The organism is Pontibacter beigongshangensis, from assembly GCF_014332515.1.
Lineage (GTDB): Bacteria > Bacteroidota > Bacteroidia > Cytophagales > Hymenobacteraceae > Pontibacter > Pontibacter beigongshangensis.
This window is the reverse complement of the sequence record NZ_VFSD01000004.1, coordinates 202,711-219,527: the sequence shown is the minus strand read 5'-3', so window position 1 is coordinate 219,527 and position 16,817 is coordinate 202,711. Positions and strand designations below refer to the sequence as shown.

8 protein-coding genes are annotated in these 16,817 nt (G+C 53.5%); 7 read left to right on the top strand and 1 reads right to left on the bottom strand.

Going from position 1 to position 16,817, the window contains the following annotated elements; genetic code table 11:
* Window positions 1-220 precede the first annotated feature (220 nt).
* From FJM74_RS05835 to ypfJ, 4 genes are all read left to right on the top strand, one after another.
* Entirely contained in the window at window positions 221-1,453 is a 1,233-nt protein-coding gene (locus FJM74_RS05835) for a DUF4861 domain-containing protein (protein WP_187261631.1), read from the top strand.
* A 331-nt stretch (window positions 1,454-1,784) separates the two neighbouring features.
* Entirely contained in the window at window positions 1,785-4,601 is a 2,817-nt protein-coding gene (locus FJM74_RS05830) for a T9SS type A sorting domain-containing protein (protein ID WP_187261630.1), read from the top strand.
* A gap of 135 nt (window positions 4,602-4,736) precedes the next feature.
* Entirely contained in the window at window positions 4,737-7,424 is a 2,688-nt protein-coding gene (locus FJM74_RS05825; RefSeq protein ID WP_187261629.1) for a glycoside hydrolase family 2 TIM barrel-domain containing protein, read from the top strand.
* Window positions 7,425-7,572: 148 nt separating this feature from the next.
* The gene (gene ypfJ / locus FJM74_RS05820) at window positions 7,573-8,475 is read left to right on the top strand and encodes a KPN_02809 family neutral zinc metallopeptidase (protein ID WP_187261628.1); all 903 of its coding nucleotides are present in this window, start codon (window positions 7,573-7,575) and stop codon (window positions 8,473-8,475) included.
* 434 nt (window positions 8,476-8,909) lie between these two features.
* Here ypfJ and FJM74_RS05815 read toward each other — a convergent pair whose 3' ends face one another.
* Window positions 8,910-9,461, bottom strand: coding sequence for an REP-associated tyrosine transposase (locus FJM74_RS05815; protein WP_187261627.1), 552 nt, complete (start codon window positions 9,459-9,461; stop codon window positions 8,910-8,912).
* An 893-nt stretch (window positions 9,462-10,354) separates the two neighbouring features.
* Between FJM74_RS05815 and FJM74_RS05810 the strand changes: the two genes are divergently transcribed.
* The 3 genes from FJM74_RS05810 to FJM74_RS05800 all read left to right on the top strand — a co-directional run bounded on the left by FJM74_RS05810 (window position 10,355) and on the right by FJM74_RS05800 (window position 16,657).
* A complete protein-coding gene (locus FJM74_RS05810) occupies window positions 10,355-11,716 on the top strand; it encodes a glycoside hydrolase family 88/105 protein (protein ID WP_206684003.1) in 1,362 nt (453 codons plus the stop codon).
* Between the two features lie 620 nt (window positions 11,717-12,336).
* Window positions 12,337-13,530, top strand: coding sequence for a DNA polymerase IV (gene dinB / locus FJM74_RS05805; protein ID WP_187261626.1), 1,194 nt, complete (start codon window positions 12,337-12,339; stop codon window positions 13,528-13,530).
* Window positions 13,531-13,711: 181 nt separating this feature from the next.
* A complete protein-coding gene (locus tag FJM74_RS05800; RefSeq protein WP_187261625.1) occupies window positions 13,712-16,657 on the top strand; it encodes a DNA polymerase III subunit alpha in 2,946 nt (981 codons plus the stop codon).
* The last annotated feature ends 160 nt before the right edge of the window (window positions 16,658-16,817 follow it).

The following is a 16,817-nucleotide window of genomic DNA, read 5'->3' as shown; positions in this document are numbered from 1 at the left end:
TAAATTATCAGTGCAGGCCGAGCATAAGTCCTCACGCACAGGTCTTAATATGTAAAGGAGAGCCTTCTGTCCTGCGTCTTCTGTCCTTTTAAGCAGCAGCAAGCTCCGGAGGGGCATTTTCATTAGAATAATTCATGGACCGGGCTCCTTGCCACTACGGTATCTGAGCCGGCAGTACTTGATCAGATTCTCCATCATCCTGAAATAAAAAAGCACTAGAATGACCCATAAAAAACAGTGTATAGTAAAGGCTTTTGCAGGAAGCATATGGCTAAGCGCCTTACTGCTGTCTGGTTGCCAGCTGCCGGGCAAAAGCATGGAGTTTAAAGTGATGAACAAGCTGCCCATCGACCGCCCGGCCGAGCCGGTGAGCATACCGGTAGCAAGCGTAGCGGCATTGGTGCAGCGCTTTGGCGTGGAGAATCTGCTCCTGTACGATGCAGCCACCGACAGCCTGCTGGTGACGCAGCCGCTGGATGCGAATGCGGATGGCACAGTAGACGAGCTCCTCTTCCAGGCAAGCCTAAAGGCTCGTCAGGAGAAGAGCTTTAAAGTAAAAGGTACGAGCAATGGCGCGGCGCAGCAACCCAAGAGCGGGCGCAGCACCTTTTCCCGCTTCGTGCCCGAGCGCACCGACGACTATACCTGGGAGAACGACCGCGTGGCTTTCCGCACCTATGGGCCCGTGGCGCAGCAGATGGTGGAGCAGGGCATAAAAGGCGGCACCCTGACGAGCGGGATCGATGCTTGGCTCAAACGGGTGGAGTATCCCATCATCAACAAATGGTACGAAGGTTATAAAGAGAACAGCAACTTCTATCATGTAGACCGTGGCGAGGGCTACGATCCTTACCACGTGGGCGTCAGCCGCGGCATCGGGGGAGTCGGGGTGCTGGCAGGTGATTCGCTGTATGTTTCCAGGAACTTTACAGGGTATAAAACCATAGCGGAAGGACCCATACGCACGGTATTCGAACTGACCTACGCCCCCTGGCAGGCCGGGGAGCAGCAGGTACAGGAGACGAAGCGCATCAGCCTGGACCTGGGCAGCAACATGACCCGCATAGAAGAAGTGCTTAGCACCGCACCCCCCCTGCCCAACATTACCATCGGCATTACCCTGCACGACAAGAAAGGAGAGGTGAAGGCCAGCCGGGAGCAGGGCTGGTTCCGCTACTGGGAGCCGATCGACGGTTCCTGGCTGGGTACCGGCCTGGTGGTGGCCCCACAGCGGGTGCAGTCTTTTAAAGACCATCGGGCAGAGGCCAGAGACCAGAGCCACCTGTTGGTGGTTGCATCCCCCAAAGACAACTTGCTGGTATACTACGCCGGCTTTGGCTGGGACAAAAGCGGCCAGTTCGAATCGGTGGAAGAGTGGGACCTCTACCTGGCGGATTTTGCCAAGCGCCTGGCATCGCCCCTGGAAATAAAGTTTCAGAGGGCGGGCAAATAGCATTTTTGCAGCAGATGGCCAAAAGCAATCAGCCATCTCCGCTGTCCGCTTCTTAAAGAGAACACTGCAGGCCATTCTAAGCTTTGCAAGGTAAGTTATGGCCCGGCATCAGCCGTGAGCGCTCAGCTTCTCTATTATGCAACAAAACAGGGTAAGAACACCGGAAAGAGCAGCAGCTAAGGCAGGGGGAACCAATAGGTAGCAGGATAGTCATGTATACACTCCAATTATTCTAATGAAAACGTCCCTCCGGAGGTTTCCGCTGCTGCGCTGCCCTAGCTGCTCATCAGGTCATCGCTTATAATTTCATTTGTCACTAAATCAATTTTATATGAAAAGATCAAGTACACTCCTGTTGTTTTTTTTCGTTGCTGTGCTGCATGTGGCAGGGCAGGCACCGCTGGTTTCGCTGCAGGACGGAAAACTGACATATACGCTGTATGCCAACCAGGGGCAGGAAAATGCGGTGAACCAGGTGCCCGATTTTTCTAGTGCAGGTTACCGCGGCGGGGGCGTGAGGCTGCCGGAGGTGCCGGTAAAAGAAACTGTGCTGCCAGACACAGGTGATGTTAAAGCCGCTATCCAGCGGGCCATCGACCGGGTTGCCGCGCTGCCAGCCGATGCCAATGGGTTTCGCGGGGCCGTGTTGCTGAAGACGGGGATCTACCACGTAGGCGGCTCCTTGTTTATCAGAGAGAGCGGCGTGGTGCTGCGGGGAGAAGGTAACAGCCTGGATGGAACAGTGCTTATCGCCACGCAACGTTCGCAGCATAACCTGATAGAGGTGCGGGGGACAGGCAGCGGCTTCGGGGAAGTAGCAGGGAGCAAGGCCCGGATCACGACGGCATATGTGCCGACAGGTACCAGAACCTTCTCCGTCGCCAGCCATGCCTTCAGGGCAGGCGATGAGGTGGTGGTACAGAAAACACCGAACGAGGCCTGGATTAACGCCCTGGACATGGCCCGGCATGGCTGGGCCGCAGCTGACTACAAAACGCAGTTTGAACGGAAAATAGTAGCTGTAAACGGGAATGTCCTTACGCTGGATGCTCCTATCGTTGACCCCATAGAAACCGTGTACGGCGGCGGCGAAGTTTATAAGTCTGATGTCGTTGGCCGTATTTCGGAGACAGGTGTAGAGAACTTGCGGCTGGAGTCGGTTTTCCGAAACAACGCCGATGAGTCGCATGGCTGGAACGCCATACAGTTTAACCGTGCCGAAAACTCCTGGGTTAAAAAAGTGGTGGTGAAGTACTTCGGCTATTCGGCTGTCCGCTTGTCTAATTTGTCGCGCTACAACACCATAGAAGACTGCGCCATGATCGACCCGAAATCCCAGACCACCGGGAGCAGAAAATACTCCTTCGATATTGAAAGCAACAGCTCCAACAACCTGTTCCAGCGCTGCATGACCTGGGGCGGCCGCCACGACTACGTGACCGGCTCCCGGGTCCCCGGCCCCAACGTGTTCCTGGACTGCTTTTCGGATAACACCCAGTCAGACATCGGGCCGCACCACCGCTGGGCCACCGGCTTGCTCTTCGACAACGTGTACGGCGGTCAGATACGGGTACGGAACCGTGGCGCCTCCGGTACCGGCCATGGCTGGGCGGGTGCACAGGCTATGTTCTGGAACTGCCAGTCTTACAAGAGTGATTTCCTGGTAGAGAGCCCGCCTACGGCACGCAACTGGGCCGTGGGTGCTGTAGGCGTAACACAAGGCGTGGGAGAGGACCCATCGCACAATGGTTACTGGGAGAGCTGGGGCGCCCATGTGCCGCTGCGCAGCCTGTACCTGCAGCAACTACGGGAGCGACTGGGAGAACAGGCGGTGAGCAACATCGTGATTCCGGAACAGCTGCAGGGCAATCTGTGGGCAGCGCTTCGGGCAAAAACAGAGCAAATCCTGGCAGAAGAGCCGGTGTACCAGGAGCCCCTCACAGCAGGGGACCCGGAAGCGTTCGACCTGACGGATAACGGTGGTATCCTGACTTCCCAGTACGAGAGCAACCGGCCGGACGAAAACTTCCAGAACATCATCGACAACGATACCAACACCAAGTATTACCAGAACGGCAAAAAAGCGCTGTGGGTGCAGTACAAGTCGGTAGTGCCAGCCATCGTGACCAGTTACACCATTACCTCAGGCAGAGACGCAGATGAGCGCGACCCAAAAGACTGGAACCTGCAAGGCTCTGACGACGGCAGAACCTGGACTACCCTGGATGTGCGAGCCGATGAAGATTTCCCGGCACGGAAGCAAACCCGAACTTTCCACATGCCGGAAAACTTGCAACCGTTTATCTACTACCGCCTGAACATCACCCTGAACGGGAATAACAACAATACACAGTTTGCCGAGTGGGAACTGTTTCAGAGAAAGACCCAGCAAATCAGCTTTGGCGAAATCACGGAAGTTACCTATGGGGACGACCCTTTCCAACTGGTAGCCAGCGCCAGTTCTGATTTGCCGGTTACACTCTCTGTACTATCCGGGCCAGCCACTGTGGAGACCATCGACGGGGAAGCATACCTGCGCATAACAGGTGCAGGCTCCGTTACGCTGCAGGCCAGTCAGGCAGGCGATGAGAAATACTTCCCGGCAACGGCCAGCTATACCTTCGAGGTGGGCAAAGCTGCCCAGGAGCTGACGTTTGATGCCATGCTGCCCAAAAATACAGCAGAAACCGTGCTGCTGAGCGCCGTTTCCTCTGCCGGTCTGCCAGTGTCTTATAGCGTAATTTCCGGGCCGGGCAGTGTGGAGGGCAATGTACTTACCTTCTCCGCTGAGGGCGAAGTGGTAATTGCAGCCAGGCAGGAAGGAAATGCCAACCATGAAGCGGCGACTCCGGTGCAGCAAACCCTGCTTGTGTTTGAGGAAGACGCAAAGCGGGATGGCGTGCTATTAATCATGTACCCGAATCCAACCAGGGGGCAGCTGAAAGTGAAGCTGGAGAATAGGAAAGACAAAGACTATACTTTCGTGCTATACGACAGCAGCGGAAACCCGGTAGCCTCCTCTGTTTTGGCCAGGAGCCACAAGATGTTTGAGCTGGATTTTGATTTACAGCAGAACCCGGATGGCGACTATTACCTGCACGTGACGGATGGCACAGCGGTATGGGTAAGGAGAATCCTGAAAAGGTAAGGTTGGGATACCCCGTAAACTTCTGGTTCGCATTTCCTGCCGGTCTGCGAGCCAGAAGTTTATCTTTTGTAGAGGCGCGCCAGCAAACTTCTGAATGCTTATCCATCTGATTCCTTCATCCTACTTTCTGAGACCATGAGATACCCCATACTTTACCTTCTTCTTTGCTGTTTTTTCATCAGCCCCACCCTGCACGCGCAGGGTCGAATAAAAAGCACCATCAACAGCAACTGGCTTTTCTGGAAGGGCGATACTGCTGAGGCCACAAGATCGGTTAACAGCTGGCAGCCGGTATATTTGCCGCATACCTGGAACGCCCAGGATGTGCTGGACGATGAACCGGGCTATTACCGGGGCACCGGCTGGTATAAGAAGACACTCTACATTCCGGCTGACTGGAAAGACAGGGAAGTATACCTTTTTTTTGAAGGCGCAGCCCAGGTAGCGGAAGTGTTCATCAACGGAAAATCTGTAGGCAGCCACATCGGCAGCTATACCTTCTTCTCCTTTCCGATCAGCTCGTATTTAACCTATAACACCTCCGGAAACGCACCCAACCAGGTCCTGGTAAAGGTCGACAACAGCCATCACCCGGACATCCCGCCGCTAACGGGCGACTACACTTTTTTTGGCGGCATTTACCGTGATGTATACCTGCACGTGATGGATAAGGTGCATTTTGCCGCCGACAACCACGCCACCACTGGTATTTTTATCACGACCCCAAACGTGACCGCCAGCACGGCCGGGCTTCGCATAAAAGGAACATTCGTGAATGAAAGCAGGCAGCGGAAGAACCTGACAATTCGCCACCAGTTGCTGGATGTTGAAGGCAGGGTGTTCAAAGAACTGAACAAGAACTACAGAGCCGATGCCGGACAAAGAGTCGATTTTGAGCAGGAGCTAAAGAATATCAAAGGTGCCCGCCTCTGGTCGGTACAAGACCCCTACCTGTACCGCGTGGTGTCTACTATCTCCGAAACAGGGAGCCAGGTCGTGCTCGATGAGGTGAGCAATCCGCTGGGTTTCCGATGGTTTTCGTTTGACGCTGCCACAGGATTTTTCCTGAACGGCAAGCCACTGAAATTGATCGGGGCCAGTCGCCACCAGGATTTTAAGCAGATGGGCAATGCCCTGCCTGATGCCATGCATGTGCGCGATGTAGAACTCCTGAAAGCCATGGGCGGCAACTTTCTGCGGATTGCGCATTACCCCCAGGACCCCGCCATCCTGCAGGCCTGCGACCGGCTGGGTATTTTGGCCATGATAGAAACGCCCATGGGCAACCACATCACCGAAACCGAAGCTTTTGCCGGGAACTCCATGCGCGTACAGCGGGAAATGGTGCGGCAGAACTTTAATCACCCCAGCCTGATCGTCTGGTCTTATATGAACGAAGTGCTGCTGCGGCCACAGCACGAGAAAGGCTCTGAGCGGCAGGAGCTATACTTTAGAAAAGTCGCCCAACTGGCACAGCAGCTCGAAGACCTGACCCGCCAGGAAGACCCCTACCGCTATACCTTGATTTCGAACAACGGCAATTTTGACCTGTATAACAAAGTGGGCCTGACGAGGATACCCATGCTGGTAGGCTGGAACCTGTACCTGGGCTGGTATACCGACACCTTCAGCGATTTTGGCGCCTACCTGGACAGGCACCACCGCGAGCTGCCCGACAAGCCTCTGCTGGTAACGGAATATGGCGCCGACGCCGACAACCGCCTGCACAGCTTTGACCCGGTTCGGTTCGACAAGACGGTAGAGTATACCAACGCCTTTCATCAGGCGTACTTAAAAGCCATACGGGAGCGGCCTTTTGTAGCTGCCGGCTTAATCTGGAACTTGGCTGAGTTTAGTTCCGAGCACCGGATGGAGTCCACGCCGCATATCAACTCCAAAGGAATCATGACCGGCGACCGCAAACCGAAGGACGGCTACCGGTTTTACCAGGCTAACCTGCTGGAGGAGCCCTTCGTCCAGATTGGCTCGAAGGAATGGCAGTTGCGCACTGGTTTTGCCGCCTCAGAAACAGACCTGACCTGCACGCAGCCGGTCGTGGTGTTCAGCAACCAGAAATCGGTAAGCCTGAAGCTGAATGGGAAAGAGATTGGGACTACTGCTACGGAGCTTGGCGTGGCCCGCTTCGAGGTTCCGTTCGGGCCGGGTCTTAACCAACTGCAGGCAACGGCCGGAGATCTGGCAATGATCGATCAGGCAGACATTCAATTTAAATTGCTTTCCCAAAACCTAAAGAGCGAGGCCTTGCCTTTTCAGGAACTCAATATAAGCCTGGGAGACAGGCGCATGTTCTTTGATGAGAAGGCATGGCAGGTGTGGCTGCCAGAGCAGGCCTACACACCCGGTAGTTGGGGCTATGTTGGCGGAAAGGTATACAGCATGGGAAACACCAGCCGGCACAGCTACGGCTCCGACCGGAACATACTCGGCACAGACCTGGACCCCGTTTACGCCACCCAGCGGATTGGCCTGGAGCAGTTCCGGCTGGATGTGTCCGCCGGCGATTATGAACTGACCCTGCACTTTGCTGAACTGCACTCAGGCAGGCCAAAAGCGGCACTGGCCTATAACCTGGATAGCGCCCACGAAGAATCAGAAGGCTTTGAAGAACGGGTATTTGATGTGCGTGTGAACAAACAGCCTGTACTTACTGGCCTGAGCAACACCGGGTACCTTTACCCGGAACGGGCGGTCTCATCTAAAATCAATATCAGCGTGAAGCAGGACGAAGGCATCATCATTGACTTCAAGGCGCTGAAAGGGGAGGCAATGCTGAATGGTGTTCAGGTGAGGAGAATCAGGTAATGTACAGGCAACCAGATAAAATTTTTGCCTGCATCTAAGTAAAGCTGCTTTCCGTTATACTGTTTGGATATGGGAATAAACCTTCTGGCTGACAAGGCAGGGAACAAATAAACCATACGATCATTCACTCCATGAAAAAAATATACTCATGAAATGGCAAGGCAGAAGAAAAAGCAGCAATATAGAAGACCGTAGGGGACAATCAGCAGGCGGTTTCGGAGGAGGTGGCAGAGGCATCAGTCCCATGCTCCTGATTCCTTTGTTCCGGCTTCTCTTCTCGAAGGTGGGGCTGATTATTGTAACGGTGGTCGCGGCACTGCTGTTCCTTACAGGAACCAACCCCTTAACGCTGCTGCAGCAGTTTGTGGGCGGAGAAGCGCAGTATGCACAGTCGGCCGAGTACCAGCCGAGCCCGGAAGAGCAGGAGCTGGCTCACCAGACGGCCGTGGTGCTGGCAGATACCGAAGATGTCTGGAACAAGATGCTTCCAGGCTACCGGGAACCTACCCTGGTGCTGTTTTCGGGGCAGGTAAACTCGGCCTGTGGCCTTGCGTCTTCCGCCACAGGACCATTTTACTGCCCCGGCGATGAAAAACTGTACATCGACCTTAGCTTTTTTGGCGAAATGGAACGCAAGCTGGGTGCCGAAGGAGATTTTGCGCAGGCCTATGTGGTTGGCCATGAGGTAGGGCATCATGTGCAGAAACTCACCGGCACCATGGATCGGGTAAATGCCCTGCGGGGCCAGCTATCCCAAACAGATTTTAATCAGCTCATGGTAAGAGTAGAGCTGCAGGCTGATTTTTATGCCGGCGTGTGGGCGCATCATACCCAGCGCTCCACCGGATTTATGGAGCCCGGCGACTTGGAAGAGGCCCTGAATGCAGCAAGCGCCATTGGTGATGACCGTCTGCAAAAGCAGTCCACAGGAAGAGTGGTGCCAGACTCCTTCACCCACGGCACCTCCGCCCAGAGAGTCCGCTGGTTTAAAAAAGGCTTCGATTCCGGCGATGTGTCGCAGGGCGACACCTTTAACGCCGCCGAGTTATAAGGCAGCTGCTTACCAGTTGGAGGCTAGAAGCCATATAACAAAAAGCCTCTCCATTTCCGGAGAGGCTTTTTTACATTCAAAAAGGTATTGAAAAGCTACCTCTAATTTTTTACACCTCCCTTCATTCCATAACAGGAGGAGGCGTGTCGTAGGCAAGGTCTATCGTCAGGCAGTCAACCTGACGATGCTGATGTCGTGGCTTTTGATGATGGGGGTGAGGCCGCTTAGCTTCTCACTAGTAGTGGGGCGGTGAAGTAGGGGATTGTTTGGGGAATAGTGGTGTTTACCTGGTTACCGGCGCAAGTGTGAAGCGCAACGACAATTGTGTCATCTTCAGGCCTTCGTGTATTGAATGGCTGCTCACGCAAGTCTGAAGACTTGCCTCATGTGTCAGCACAAGTGACGCTTCGCTCCACACTTGCGCCAGCGCAGACTTATGTCAATAGCGTTACCGGCAGCAGCGTTTCCAGGTTGGCGTACTGTCCGGCACTACTGTAAACATATTCTTCAGCGGTATAGCAAATGCCCGCCTGCACGGGGTTTTGATGCAGGTACTCTAACTTTTGGTCTAGCAGTGCGTTGCTGCTTAGTTCAATCGGGTGGTTGTCCTGCTGCCAGAACTGGTACCTGGTGTTGTTGCTGTTGCGCTCGCCATGCTTCCTGAAAATCCACAGCATCCAGTCTCGGCGGCTTTCCTGCGGGTGCTCCTCTATGGCTTTGGTGATGGCATAAGACGTGAACTTCTTTAAGTCGCGCAGTACAGCAGACAAATTTCCTCCTTCTTTAACGCCCGCAATCAGATGAACATGGTTCGTCATGAGGCAAAAGGCAAATAATTCCAGGCCTTTGTGCTGCTGACAGTACCGGAGGCTGTCCAGGAAAATGTCTTTATGCTCTTTTCGGGAAAAAACATCCACCCAGGCCACTACCGCAAAAGTCAGGAAATATAACTTCTGATTATCCCGGATTTTATACTTTGTGCTCATGCGTTAGCTGCATCTCTTGGTGTTTAAACGTAGGGGTAAGATAGTGAAATGTAGGTTGTGTTACAGGTCTGAAATTGTTTTTTTAGATGAATGTGAGTTGTTGGGAGCAGCAGGTGTTAAGCAGTTGGTATATTGGAGGGCGGGCTTTTCGGAGGATTTTGTTTGAGAATGAATTTCTGAGACGTTCGGGCAGGTCGCGGCCTGCGCGTGCGAAGGGCTTTGTGGGGGAGTGGGAGGATCTGGGAATTATTCTAATCGAAATGGCGCTCCGGAGGTGTTTCTACTGCTACTGAACCTTCGCTCACCTCTTCTGGTGGGCATGAGGTAACTGCCTGCTCTTATGGCTGCTGTGGCCTGAGTTGTACTGGTTTCATAACGGATGTTTGCAGCAGCTAAAGCCTCCGGAGCTAATCTTGTAATGAAAAAATAAAAAGTGCCTTTAGATGATATGCAGCAGGTTTTTACTCGTTGCTTAAAGTACAGAAAAGTGCCTTTGCGATGTACCTTAGCGGCTTCATTGTTTTTTCTACAAGATTAGCTCCGGAGGGCCATTTTGATTAGAATAATTCGGGTGCATAACCACTGAAAGGCCTAGTTGTCTAGCCGGCTGCCTTGGCGTGGCCCGAACTGCGCCACAGACCCGATCCTGCCGGCATCACGGCTTTGGCGGAGCAATTCGGGGCAGGTTCCGGTGGCCTTGTGGCTGTTGCCGGGCAGAAAAGGTATGTTCGCACACAGTAATGGTCTTGTATAATTAGCCTATATTTGCAGTGGCAGCCATTTATAGGGTGCGCAGCGTGCCGCTTCAGCATGCAAAATACAGGCATAAAGCCTTTTCAGTTAACAACCTTTTTATACCCTTATCCAACAACCTGTAAACGACAACATGTATCATGAAAAAATGCCTTTTACTTGCGATTTCGCTGTTTACGCTTGCATGCAGCCCCAAAATACAAGAAGATTCTCCCATATGGTCGCAGAAAATGGTGGAATCGCATGGATTGGTTGATTTTTATACGAACAGACATCATCAGGCCAGACTAGCTGATACCGGCTGGGACTATGTTTCAGGACTTGTTGCAAGCTCCGTACTCAAAGCCTGGATGATGTATCCGGAGAAAACCGAGTATTATGATGCCGTGAAAGCCTTTGCAGACAGAAACCTTAATGAAGATGGCACCATGATCCTGAACTCTAAGGGAGAAACTGCGCTCCGGCCAAGCAACATCGATGACTTACCTGCCGGGAGAATCTTTTTCGCCCTTTATGAGGAGGAAATGAGAAAAGGCAACACCCAGGAGGCCGAACGCTATAAAACAGCCGCCACGGTGGTCCGGAACACCCTGAAGTTCGATCACGCCCGCATAGCTGAAGGATTGCCCGGAGCCGGCGGCTTCTTTCATAAAGCCATCTACCCCAACCAGATGTGGCTCGACGGCTTATACATGGGTTCGCCCATTTATGCGCAATGGCAGGCCGCTTTTGGAGAGCAAGACACAGAGGAGCATGCCGAGAGCTGGGACGATATTGCCCTGCAGTTTAAGACTATCCACCAGAAAACCTATAATCCGGAATTGCAGTTGAACTACCATGCCTGGTCGGCAGACCCGGCCGATCCGAATTCTTTCTGGGCAAATGAAGAAGAGCCTTTTACAGGCTGCAGCAAAGAGTTCTGGGGACGTGGCATGGGATGGTATTTTGCCGCCCTGGCAGATGTGCTGGAATACATGCCTGAAGACCACAAGGACTATAACAATGTATTGGAGATATTTAACCAGGTGGCGGCAGGCCTGAAACGCTGGCAGGACCAGAAGTCGGGCGTATGGTACCAGCTGCTGCAATATGACGCCACGACTACGGCCGATGGCAAAGGCGACACAGTAGACGGTAATGTGTATAATGTGGGAACAGATCCTAATTATCTGGAGGCTTCCTGCTCCTCCATATTTACATATGCTTACCTGAAAGGAATCAGGCTTGGCCACCTTGATAAAGCGACTTACCTGCCGGTGGCAGAAAAGGCTTACCAGGGCCTGCTCAAAACTTTTATCCGTGAAGACGGAGGCAAAACCCATATCATCCAAACCTGTGCTTCGGCCGGTTTGGGCCCAGCCAAAGACCCCTCCCGTACAGGAACGATCAATTATTACCTGAGCGGCAAAGATGTTACCATTGTTGAAAATGAAGGAAAAGCCATTGGCACGTTCATTATGGCATCGCTGGAGTATGAAGACTATAAGCGCGAAGAGAAGTAGAGTCTAATAGGCTATAGGGCTGGCGAACGCGGCCCTCTGTTTTCAGCGTTTTTATTTTTTAGGGATTCCCTTCCTGTTCAAGGAGGGGAATCCCTTTTTTAATGCAGGGGCATCCTGTTTTCCGCTACAAGAAGAACAAAGACACGGGTCATGCAACAAGTAGCGGGGGCCGCTACCATCTAACTTAGATTTTCACTCCCATAGCACCTGCTCAGGCTCACTGCTTACCAGGTCCCTTCGGCAGCACAAAGAAAAAACACACAGCAGCTAAACGCCGCTCCCTGCCGCACAAGCGTGTTGAGATGATCTCTCCTGAGGTTCACTACTATACATTACAATTTATCCTGACCATACCGAAAGCTACCCTTTTAGATAAAGTGTGTCTTCGCTCTCCGGAATTCTACTTGGCAGCACTTCGCAAGTTCTTCTGCTTTTTCACCTGGTGCTATTAAGTCTAATTAAGTTAGCATAAAAAGATATTTTGTGGTCTTGTGGCTAATTATGTTAGTAAAATGTGTATAAATAATTCTGATATATGTAGCTTTAATATATTTAACTTTCGTAATTGCTAAAAATATTAGTATTTATAATGCTAGGGAACTTAGCTTTTTCGGGAGGATATGATAGGAACAGACAGCCGTACCATCGCTCACTTAGACCTTGATACATTTTTTGTGTCGGTGGAGCGCCTGCGCGACACACAGCTCAACAACAAGCCCATCATTATCGGTGGCCTCTCCGACAGGGGGGTGGTAGCCAGCTGCAGTTACGAAACCCGCTATTTTGGTGTGCATGCCGGCATGCCCATGAAAATGGCACGGCAACTCTGCAGCGAGGCCATGGTACTGCGCGGCGACATGGAGGCCTACAGCAATTACTCCAACCTCGTTACCCAGGTCATCGCCGACAAAGCCCCGCTCTACGAGAAGGCATCCATAGACGAGCATTACCTCGACGTAAGCGGCATGGACAAGTTCTTCGGCACCTGGAAGTGGACCAGCGAACTGCGCGACACCATTATAAAAGAAACGGGCCTGCCTATTTCTTTTGGCTTGTCCGTAAACAAAACGGTTTCTAAAATAGCCACCGGCCAGGCCAAGCCCAACGGAAAGCTGCAGGTAGCCCAGGAGAAAGTGAAGCCGTTTCTGGCCCCGCTCTCCATCCGTAAAATTCCGGGGGTGGGGCAGAAGAACTACCAGCTGCTACGCAACATGGGCATCCCGACCATAGAAGTACTTACCATGATACCCGTGGAGCTGATGCAGAAGGTGCTGGGCAAGGAAGGCATCCATATCTGGGAGAAAGCCAATGGCATAGACCGCACGCCGGTTATACCTTATACCGAGCAGAAGAGCATCAGCACGGAGCAGACCTTCGCCACTGATACCACCGATCTCAATATGCTCAACAGCCTGCTGGTGTCCATGACCGAGGGGCTGGCTTTTGAGCTGCGCAAGCAGGGTAAACTCACTGGTTGCATCACCGTCAAGATCCGCTACGCCAACTTCGATACGCACACGCAGCAACTCTCGATCCCGTACAACGCCTCTGACCATATCCTGATCGGCAAGGCCAAAGAACTGTTCCGGAAGCTCTACAACCGGCGCATGCTCATCCGGCTGCTCGGTGTGCGCCTGAGCAACCTGGTGCAGGGCTTTCAGCAGATAGATTTGTTTGAAGACACCGCCCAGATGGCCACCCTTTATCAGGCCATGGACAAAATACGCCACCGCTACGGCGAAACAGCCGTGAAACGGGCGGTGGGAGTTGTTTCAGACACAAGACACAAGACGCAGGACACAAGACTTTTTTGAAGAAAGAAAATTCATGTTCAGCAAGAAGACCTCGCAGCGTGCGCAGCTCCTGCGAGTGTCTGGTGAAGAGGTAGCAGCAGTTGGAGCCACAACAAATATCAGGACCAGATGAAACACGCACACATATATAGCAATCGCCACAAAAAAAATCCTGTGTCCTGCGTCCTGTATCTAAAAGAAAATGCTAGCCTTCGCCCATTCGTACTATAGCCTGCGCTACGGCACCCTGTCGGTGGAAGAGCTGGCTGCCGAAGCCAAAGCAAGAGGCTACCAGTCCCTGGCCCTGACAGATATTAACAGTACATCCGGTACTTTTCCTTTCATGCAGGCCTGCCTGAAGCGGCAGGTGCAACCGCTGGTAGGCATCGAGTTCCGGAAAGAGAACCGCTGGCTTTACACCGGCATCGCCCGGAACCAGCAGGGCTTCCGGGAGCTCAACAGCTTTCTGAGCCACTACCTGCTCCGGCACCAGCCTTTGCCCGATGTGCCTCCCGTGTTTGAGCACGCCTGCATCATTTACCCCTTTTCAGAAGAGGTTCGTCAGCAGCCATTGCGCGAGAACGAGTACATGGCCGTTGCGCCCGGCGACCTGAACAGGCTGCTCTTTTCGGACCTCCGGAAAAAACCGGAGAAGCTGCTGATGTGGGGGCTGTTTACCTGCAAGGACGAAACCGGCTACGCCCTGCACCGGCACCTGCGCGCCATCGACAACAACATCCTGCTCAGCCAGCTGCAACCAGCACACGGCCTGGCCGAAGATGCCTGCTTCTGCGACGCCAGCGAGTTCATGGCTGCGTACCAGCGTTTCCCGGAATTACTCCGCAACACAGAGCGGTTCGTAGAGCAGGCAAACTTCACCTTCGATTTCAGTAGCCGCAAGAACAGGCGCAGCTTTACCGGCACCGACTACGACGACCGCCTGCTGCTCGAGAAGCTGGCCTGGGACGGCCTGCGCAAACGCTACGGCGCCCAGCACAAAGTGGCCAAACAGCGGGTGGCGCACGAGCTGGCCATTATCGACAAGTTGGGCTTCTCTTCCTACTTCCTCATCACCTGGGATGTGATCCGCTACTCCATGAGCCGGGGCTTTTACCATGTAGGGCGGGGCAGCGGGGCCAACAGCGTGGTCGCCTACTGCCTACACATTACGGATGTGGACCCCATCGAGCTAGACCTGTACTTCGAGCGTTTCCTGAACCCCAAACGTACCAGCCCCCCGGACTTCGACATAGACTACAGCTGGGATGAGCGCGATGAAGTGCTGGATTATATTTTTAAGCGCTACGGGCGGGAGCATACGGCCTTGCTCGGAGCTATGAGCACTTTTCAGCAGAACTCTATCCTGCGGGAGCTGGGGAAGGTATACGGGTTGCCAAAGGCGGAGCTCGATGCGCTGGTGGCACAGCCGCAGGCACCAAGCAACGCCAACTGCCTTACCAAAGAGATTTTCCGCTACGGGCAGCTGCTCACCGACTTCCCGAACGTGCGCTCCATCCATGCCGGTGGTGTGTTGATTTCGGAAGAGCCGATTACCAATTTCACCGCCCTCGACCTGCCACCCAAAGGCTTGCCCACCAGCCAGTGGGACATGTACATTGCAGAGGATATCGGCTTTGAGAAACTGGACATACTAAGTCAGCGGGGCATTGGCCATATAAAGGAGTGTGTGCAACTGGTGCAGCGCAACCAGGGCATAAAAATAGATGCGCATGAGGTGGCGCGTTTCAAGCAGGACGAAAAGGTGCGGGAACAACTGAAGTCCGGCGATACCATTGGCTGTTTTTATATCGAAAGTCCGGCCATGCGGGGGTTGCTCAAGAAGCTGCGCTGCGACAATTACCTGTCGCTGGTGGCGGCGAGTTCCATTATACGGCCCGGCGTGGCGAAGTCAGGGATGATGCGCGCCTACATTCAGCGTTTCCACGACCCGGGCAAGATCGAGCACCTGCACCCGGTAATGGGGGAGCAGCTGAAGGAGACGTATGGCGTGATGGTGTACCAGGAGGACGTGCTGAAGGTGTGCCATCACTTCGCGGGCCTCGACCTGGCCGATGCCGATGTGCTGCGCCGGGGCATGAGCGGCAAGTTCCGTTCCAAAGGCGAGTTTCAGAAGCTGGTCGACAAGTTCTTTGCCAGCTGCCGCGTCAAAGGCTATCCTGAAGCTATTATACAGGAGGTGTGGCGGCAGGTGGAGTCTTTTGCCGGCTACTCCTTCTCCAAGGCGCACTCCGCTTCTTTTGCTGTGGAGAGTTACCAGAGCCTGTTCCTGAAAACCTACTACCCGCTGGAGTTCATGGTGGCCGTAATCAACAACTTCGGCGGCTTCTACAAAACGTGGGTGTATGTGCAGCAGGCAGGCAAAGCGGGCGGCACTATCCATCTTCCCTGCGTGAACCATAGCCTCTACCACACCACTGTAATAGGTTGCGAGGTATACCTGGGCCTGGTGCACCTCCAGCACCTGGAGCAGAAGGTGGCTTATAAAGTGGTGGCGGAACGGGAGGAGAACGGGCTCTACACAGATTTGGAAGAATTTATCCGGCGCACGCACATCTCGCTGGAGCAGCTCCTGATTTTGGTGCGGGTACAGGCGCTGCGCTTTACAGGTAAAACCAAAAAAGCGCTGCTCTGGGAGTCGCACTTCTTGCTGGGGCACAGAGCTGGCAACGGCAGCAGCAGCCCGCCGCTCTTTCTGCCCTCGGCCAAAACGCCTGTCTTGCCTGCCCTGCACGATACGCTGGAAGAAGATGCCTACGACGAAATGGAACTGCTCGGCTTTCCTGTCAGCTGCTCGTACTTCGACCTGTTGCAGACAGCTTCCCGGGGCGATGTGGCCGCCAAAGAGCTGCTGCAGCACGTGGGGCAGCAGGTGCGCATGATGGGCGTGCTGGTGGCCACTAAATACGTGCGTACGGTAAAAGGGGAAGTGATGCAGTTCGGAACTTTCCTGGATGCGGCCGGCGACTTTTTCGACACCGTTCATTTTCCGGCTTCGCTCAAGGGCTGGCCTTTCAGAGGCAACGGCGTGTACCTGCTCTATGGCAAGGTGGTAGAGGAGTTTGGCTTTCCGAGCATGGAGGCAGAGAAGATGGCAAAGCTGCCGTTCCGGAAGGATCCACGGTACTGAGTTAAGAGCTAATTTCTCACTCACTTATTCATTCATTCATTCATTCATTGAAACTTCTTCTGATCCCTACACTTTCAAATCAACCATTAATAAATCAATCATTTAACAATCAGCAACTAACAACCAGCCATCAAAAAATTAGCACATCAGCACATGAATC

What these genes read in the sequence shown, in the direction of transcription:
- FJM74_RS05835 (WP_187261631.1), top strand. Translation starts at nt 221, where the DNA reads ATGACCCATAAAAAACAGTGTATAGTAAAGGCTTTTGCAGGAAGCATA.
- FJM74_RS05810 (WP_206684003.1), top strand. Translation starts at nt 10,355, where the DNA reads ATGAAAAAATGCCTTTTACTTGCGATTTCGCTGTTTACGCTTGCATGC.
- FJM74_RS05830 (WP_187261630.1), top strand. Translation starts at nt 1,785, where the DNA reads ATGAAAAGATCAAGTACACTCCTGTTGTTTTTTTTCGTTGCTGTGCTG.
- FJM74_RS05815 (WP_187261627.1), bottom strand. Translation starts at nt 9,461, where the DNA reads ATGAGCACAAAGTATAAAATCCGGGATAATCAGAAGTTATATTTCCTG.
- ypfJ (WP_187261628.1), top strand. Translation starts at nt 7,573, where the DNA reads ATGAAATGGCAAGGCAGAAGAAAAAGCAGCAATATAGAAGACCGTAGG.
- FJM74_RS05800 (WP_187261625.1), top strand. Translation starts at nt 13,712, where the DNA reads ATGCTAGCCTTCGCCCATTCGTACTATAGCCTGCGCTACGGCACCCTG.
- dinB (WP_187261626.1), top strand. Translation starts at nt 12,337, where the DNA reads ATGATAGGAACAGACAGCCGTACCATCGCTCACTTAGACCTTGATACA.
- FJM74_RS05825 (WP_187261629.1), top strand. Translation starts at nt 4,737, where the DNA reads ATGAGATACCCCATACTTTACCTTCTTCTTTGCTGTTTTTTCATCAGC.